Genomic DNA, 6,383 nt, shown 5'->3' on the forward strand with positions numbered 1-6,383 from the left:
GAGTATACTAGATTTTATACAGTTTTTCTGCTAATCCAATAACCCAAAAACCATGCCAGGATAGGAATGTATAAAAAATGAATAGAGTTATCGAAAAAGAAAAAGTGGATTACACCACTACTTTCCCTGCTACCCTACTACTAATAGTTATTTAAAACAAACCAGGTAATTTAACACTTAAATATTTAGGAAGAAGGCTCAGAATGAAATTAAATAATGAAAAAGATGGCATTGTGTTTGCAGTACTTTCTTATATTATGTGGGGTATTACTCCAATTTACTGGAAGCTTATTCAACACGTATCTTCAGGAGAAATTCTAGCACAACGAGTCTTTTGGTCCTTTATTTTTATGCTTGTACTTTTATTTTTCATGAAGAAATGGTCTACATATGTTGAATTCATGAAAGAAATTGTTAAAAATCCAAAATTAGTTTGGTCACTTATTATTGCTTCTGTACTGATTAGTTCAAACTGGGGTATCTTTATGTGGGCAGTGCTTAATGGAAAAATATTAGAAGCAAGTCTTGGTCAATACATTAATCCTTTAACAAGTATGTTAATCGGTGTAATCGCATTAAAAGAAAAGTTAAGTGGTTCTCAAATTCTTGCATTTATATTAGCAGGCATTGGTGTATTAACACTAACGTTCCATTATGGTGTGATTCCTTGGATTTCTCTTAGTTTGGCGCTTACCTTTGGATTTTATGGTTTAGCCAAAAAAATGATTAAAACAGATTCAGTCATTGGATTAACACTTGAAACGATGGTAATTTCGCCTATTGCGTTAGTATATTTGACTTACTTGATGTTTCAATCTCAAATACAATTTTTCAATTCTGTTTCAACCAGTTTATTATTAATAGGGAGTGGCATAGTAACAGCTCTACCACTTTTATTATTTACAAAGTGTGCTAAAAAAGTTTCATTATCTATGCTTGGTATTCTCCAATATATTTCACCAACTCTGTCACTAATAGCCGGTGTTTTTCTTTATAACGAAACGTTAACAAAAGCTCATTTTATAGCTTTTACCTTTATTTGGTTAGCCCTTGTAATTTATACTTTTTCTTCCATAACAAAGTCAAGTAAAGAGAGTAAAAAATAAATGAGTTTAACTTATAAATAATGAACTACCTGTAACGAAAATTATGTAAATAAGCTGTCCATATGGGCAGCTTATTGTATTTTTGCTTAGCGTTTTTTTGATGCATGTTGAATTGATGGTATTTTTGTACCAAGTACAAGTATGAATGCAACAAGTGCTAATCCTGTACATAGAAGAAATAGATAATAGAATGAAAATGATTTTATTACCCAAAGATCTAATACTGGTCCTAAAGCCATGCCATTGCTTCTCCACGAAGAGATCGTGGAATACATCAATCACAGCCTTTTCTATCGAACTTGTAGCAACTGCCCAGCTGATTCCATGGAAAATATGTAAAATCACTAAGCATATAGCCCCTGTTATCCAAGTATAAAAATACATTGTCTTTACAAATAATACTCAAACATTTTTGCAACCTTTTCTTTTATTTTTTCTTTTATAGATAATTGGTTGACGTCAGAGGATGTTACTTGCTTTGAATTTTGTAAGTCTGCATTAATCACTGGCTTTATTCTCGAAATATAGATAGGGTCATGAATATAACAGTTCATTTCCTCATTTAAATGAAACGAACGTGAATCAAAATTCACGGTCCCAACCATCAATACTTTTTCATCAATCAAAAATACTTTACCGTGTAACACCCCATTTTTGTAACCATATACTTCCATCCCCTGTTTTAATGCTTTTCGGATATATGGATATGCTGCTTCTTTAACTAATAGTGCATCCGAATGAGGTGAGAATAGAATTTTGACACGGACTCCCCTCTTTCTTGCATCTACTAATGCGTTCCAAATAGTTCTGTCTTTTGGTATAAAATAAGGTGTTAATATAATAATGGATTCTTTTGCTTGTTGAAACAGCATTTTATAATCTTGCCCAAGTTTTTCTCCACTATAATATGCAGTAAATCGTTGCGAGGTTGCTCCCTTTTCCTTTACCGCATTGTGTATCGGAATCGGTTTCTCTGAGTTTCTCTTCCAGTCTAATACAAATTGTTGTTCTAAATCTTGAACTCCTTCTCCTCGTATTTGAAGATGATAATCTCTCCAATAACCAAGTTTTTCTTTTTCTCCCAAATACTTCTTTCCAATGTTGAATCCACCAATGTAACCAACCTTTCCATCAATAACTGAAATACGACGATGATTCCGATGATCCAAAGAAGAAAAAAGATAAGGGAAAGCAGGTTTATTGTAATATGTAAAATGAACTCCTTTTTTAACTAATAATTCTCTTTCCTTTTTCTTTAGTAAAATTCCACCTAACCTGTCCAAAGCATAGTATACTTCTACACCTTCTTGACTTTTTTTCCGCAATAACTCTAGAAACTGATGGCTTACTTTATCATCAGCAATAGAAAAAAAGTTAACATGCACGTAATGCTTTGCTTGCTCTATATCTGAGAATAGTTGATTGTTTAACTGTTTCCCATCTGTATACAAAATAATATCACTTTGACGCATAGGGTATTGACTAGAATTTTGGCTAAATACCCCATTTTTTTCTGCTATCGTTCTGTCAATTTCACCCCAAGCAAACAGAACTAAACATCCACCGATAAATAAAAAGAGGAATACTCGGAAAATTCTTCTTATCTTTTTCAGCACATTTAATCTCCTTTATATATTATCGTTTTATTTCTGTTAGTTTTTGTTATTGGGACAAAACTATTCCATGCATCTATTAGCTAAAAAAATCCCTCTTTGAATGATTAACTATAAAATTTCTCATTCGCATAACCCTAAAATTGGAAGTCGTACAATGATAATAAAATAGGCACTCTATATTTTGAAGTACATTTACAAGGAGGAATACTACATGACAGTAAGTACTAAACTTAAACAAACTATCGCTGGATTAAAGAGTGCTCAAGCATGCCTAGAAGGATTTGTTCTTGATACTGATAACAAGCAAGCAAAACAATTATATAAAGGTGCAGCACAACAAACTCAAGAAATTATTGAATCTTTAAATCCTCGTCTTCAACAAATTGAACATGAAGAGCCTCAGTACAAGTAATAACATAATACCTTTCACATAGAATATCGTCCCCATGGAAGAGTGCCCAGCTTAAATAACGATTATCATAATGCTAATTATGATTAAAGGGTCTCACCATATTGCCATCAATTTAAGAATTCAAAATTACCCCAAAACGAAAAAATGAGTTCAACTCTCATGGACACCTATGAAAAGATAAAATTTTCGTTTTTGGGGCATTTCAAAATATTAGCTTGATTGGCATAGGGGTACCGCCACATACCCATCAAGCTAAAGATGTATATTTCATGCACTTCCGTTCTTGATGCTCACATGCTTGATATTTTTATTTGTTTTTAAAGTTTGCTTTTGATTAAAAGGGAAAATACACGCTATAAAAATAAAACCCCAATCTCTCCATATTAAAATCGAGAAATTGGGGTTTAGTCACGTAACAATATTTTTTATTTAAAACAAATAACTAATTAATAATCCTGCTGACAATAAGAAGCCGAAAATCGTATTTGTCATTGCTGTTGATTTCATTGCGATGCGCATATATCCGGGATCCTTTGCCCCTTTTTGGAAACTTTGAATCGCAGAAATTGGCTTTCTCAAACCTAGGAACATAACTAATGCCCAAGGGCTTATATAACCCATTAATACAATTACGGCAATCCATAAATACGCAATGAAAAAGGCTACCGCTAGTGTTACCACAGCTTTCTCTCTCCCAAGGAGGATTACTAATGTCTTTCTTCCACCTTTAATATCTTCTTCGATATCTCTGATGTTATTCGACATATTGATTGCACCTACTAAAATTCCAATTGGAATGGAAATCAATACACTTTCAATCGTTACAGTATTCGTTTGAATAAAGAAAGCAATGAGTACAAAACATGTCCCCATTAACAATCCAGAAACTAATTCTCCAAACGGGGTGTACGCAATTGGTAGTGGACCACCTGTATATAAATAGCCAACTGCCATCCCAATTAAACCAATAACCACTAACCACCAACTACTATTCATACAAATATAAATGCCAATAAAAGCTGCTACGACATATAATAAAAGCGCAACTGTTAACACATTTTTTGGCTTCAATCCATGACGGACAATTCCGCCACCGATGCCAACGGATTCAGCAGTGTCTAATCCACGTTTAAAATCATAGTACTCATTAAATAAGTTCGTTGCTATTTGCAATGCTAAACATGCAGCCATCATCGCAATAAATAACAGCCAATCAATTTTGGCAACATAAAGTGATGCCACTGTTCCTAAAATTACAGGAGAAAACGTCGCCGTTAACGTATGCGGGCGCGTCATCTTCCATATTAATTTAGCGGAACTAATTTCTTTTTCTGTCCCCATAACTCTGTTCAATCTCCCTACATTTTAAGTATAAATTACTAGCAGTATCTTTCTATCTATTTCCTGCCACGCATCCATTCATTATATCAATAAATGATTATCCTTTCTAACAAATCAACTTTTAATAAAATAAAAATTATAAAATGAAACTTTAATCAGTAGGAGTTTTGGCATCCCGACTGATTATTAGTACATATGAATTGGGCTTTTATGGGCAGCCCCCCCTCCCATTTAAAATAGGATAAAAAAGAAAGCAAATTACTTCCAAACAACACCTCGCCTCTCATATTCCATTCTGTATTCAACGGCAGCCGCAATTTTAAGGCTTGCGAATCTTTCCGTGATCCAAAGCCCCAAATCAACTCCTGAAGTGACTCCTCTTGCAGTGATAACATCCCCTTGATCCGCAATTCTGTAATGAAGAAGCTCTGCCCCGTATTCACTCATTTCATCCTGTGCCAAATAGTGCATCGTTGCCTTTCGACCGTTCAATATACCAGAGGCAGCTAATAGCATACCTCCTGTACACACACCAGCAACGATTGTTCCTGCATTGTGCATCTCGCTAATCATTTTAGTCAAAGTTCCAAGCTCTGCTTGCTTTCGTGCCCCATGCTCTGCTTTATGATTCCAGCCACCACCAGGTACAATTAACAAATCTGGACGATTCTCCATTCGTAAAAAATCATGTAGTTTAACTGTAACTCCAAACGAGGTAATAACTTCCTGCTTTTGTTCACTCGAAACGAATTCAACTATAAATGGAGCCCCTTCTTCTATAGCTCTTTTCAGTACCTCAAACGGTGCGAAAGAGACAAGTTCTCCGAAACCATCAAACAATACTATTTGTATTTTCATTTTTTAGAACACATCCTATGGTTTCTTATTTGAGTCCCAGACTAGGAGAATACATGTTATGTACAAGTTAATAATGAAGATAGTCTTTCTCCCCTCACTCTATAAACTTCCAAATGTTCTTCTAATTCCCTCTCATCACTTATTACACCTAGCGTTTTCTTCACAAAATTCCAATTCAAACTACCGGATAACCATAACAAGGAAGAAAATCTCTTATAATCATTTGGTGTTAAAATATTATGGGCCTTATACCCTACTAAAAATGAACTAGCAACCTTCGAACACACCTCATGAGACTGTACTCCTTCTGTTCGAGAATACCATTTTATTAAAAAGGCTAGTCCTTCAATGCGGTCAACATAACTAATAGATTCAAAATCCACAATTCCTTTTACCTTTTGACTTGAGCCCCATAAAACATTCAAAGGATTTAAATCTGTTTGTACGATAAATTCTAGTTCACTCGTATATGCGCACTCTATATGATATTTAGCAAGATCTATATACTCCCGCAATTCCTTACATGCGCTTGCCCTACTTTCTAACATATTAATAAACTCAACATACCCATCCAAATGAGATATCTTTTGAAAAATCGAGCTTTGAAATGCGCAAGAAATATCATGAATCTTTCTTGCTTCCTTTCCGAAGGCTTCTACAATGTTTTCTGTGCAATGCGTAATATGTTCTCCCTCAATCCAATTAGACAATACAAATCGGTATTGTTCATCATTCCAAGCGACAAGTGTAAATGGCTCTCCTGCCCTATTCTTGTTTATCTGCATAAAAGGAATTTCATGTTCGCGTAAATAATAGGTAAACCGTACTTGCTCTATCAGTTGTTCGTTTGATAACGCCCCAAAGGCTGGATTGATTGTTCGCTTGCTATTTATAAATCTTGCGGAATATCGCTTTCCATTTACCATTATTTTATAATGCAGATCCGTATTCCAACCATCCTTATGCAATTCTTCTTCCACTGCTAGTGAATGAATTTCTTTAAAATAATTTATTAATATGTCTTTTATTATATGTTTCATTCTATTCTCC

General features: G+C 34.3%; 6 protein-coding genes and 1 pseudogene. 2 read left to right on the forward strand and 5 right to left on the reverse strand.

Going from position 1 to position 6,383, the window contains the following annotated elements; translation table 11 throughout:
- The first annotated feature begins 203 nt into the window (after positions 1-203).
- Positions 204-1,106 carry an EamA family transporter RarD gene (gene rarD, locus ABWK52_RS15380; protein WP_000773903.1) on the forward strand — a complete coding sequence of 301 codons (903 nt, stop codon included), beginning with the start codon at positions 204-206 and terminating at the stop codon, positions 1,104-1,106.
- A gap of 92 nt (positions 1,107-1,198) precedes the next feature.
- On the opposite strand, the pseudogene ABWK52_RS15385 reads toward rarD, so the two are convergent.
- Positions 1,199-1,508, reverse strand: a pseudogene (locus ABWK52_RS15385) (MFS transporter); the annotation flags it as partial.
- A complete protein-coding gene (locus ABWK52_RS15390) occupies positions 1,496-2,722 on the reverse strand; it encodes a phospholipase D-like domain-containing protein (protein ID WP_098542457.1) in 1,227 nt (408 codons plus the stop codon). The pseudogene ABWK52_RS15385 and the gene ABWK52_RS15390, both read right to left, overlap by 13 nt.
- Positions 2,723-2,933: 211 nt before the next feature.
- On the opposite strand from ABWK52_RS15390, the gene ABWK52_RS15395 reads away from it, so the two are divergent.
- A complete protein-coding gene (locus ABWK52_RS15395) occupies positions 2,934-3,134 on the forward strand; it encodes a DUF1657 domain-containing protein (RefSeq protein WP_000218933.1) in 201 nt (66 codons plus the stop codon).
- Positions 3,135-3,563: 429 nt separating this feature from the next.
- Here the strand turns inward: ABWK52_RS15395 and menA are convergent, their stop codons facing one another.
- From menA to ABWK52_RS15410, 3 genes are all read right to left on the reverse strand, one after another.
- Positions 3,564-4,475, reverse strand: coding sequence for a 1,4-dihydroxy-2-naphthoate polyprenyltransferase (menA, locus tag ABWK52_RS15400; RefSeq protein ID WP_061654894.1), 912 nt, complete (start codon positions 4,473-4,475; stop codon positions 3,564-3,566).
- 258 nt (positions 4,476-4,733) lie between these two features.
- Positions 4,734-5,333: a DJ-1/PfpI family protein gene (locus ABWK52_RS15405; RefSeq protein WP_061654895.1), complete on the reverse strand. Its 600-nt coding sequence runs from the start codon at positions 5,331-5,333 to the stop codon at positions 4,734-4,736.
- A 56-nt stretch (positions 5,334-5,389) separates the two neighbouring features.
- Complete coding sequence (locus tag ABWK52_RS15410) at positions 5,390-6,373, reverse strand: phosphotransferase (RefSeq protein WP_061654896.1); 984 nt, start codon at positions 6,371-6,373, stop codon at positions 5,390-5,392.
- Positions 6,374-6,383: the final 10 nt, after the last annotated feature.

Source organism: Bacillus sp. AP50 (assembly GCF_040492675.1).
Taxonomy (GTDB): domain Bacteria; phylum Bacillota; class Bacilli; order Bacillales; family Bacillaceae_G; genus Bacillus_A; species Bacillus_A cereus.

What these genes read in the sequence shown, in the direction of transcription:
- ABWK52_RS15395 (WP_000218933.1), top strand. Translation starts at nt 2,934, where the DNA reads ATGACAGTAAGTACTAAACTTAAACAAACTATCGCTGGATTAAAGAGT.
- rarD (WP_000773903.1), top strand. Translation starts at nt 204, where the DNA reads ATGAAATTAAATAATGAAAAAGATGGCATTGTGTTTGCAGTACTTTCT.
- ABWK52_RS15410 (WP_061654896.1), bottom strand. Translation starts at nt 6,373, where the DNA reads ATGAAACATATAATAAAAGACATATTAATAAATTATTTTAAAGAAATT.
- menA (WP_061654894.1), bottom strand. Translation starts at nt 4,475, where the DNA reads ATGGGGACAGAAAAAGAAATTAGTTCCGCTAAATTAATATGGAAGATG.
- ABWK52_RS15405 (WP_061654895.1), bottom strand. Translation starts at nt 5,333, where the DNA reads ATGAAAATACAAATAGTATTGTTTGATGGTTTCGGAGAACTTGTCTCT.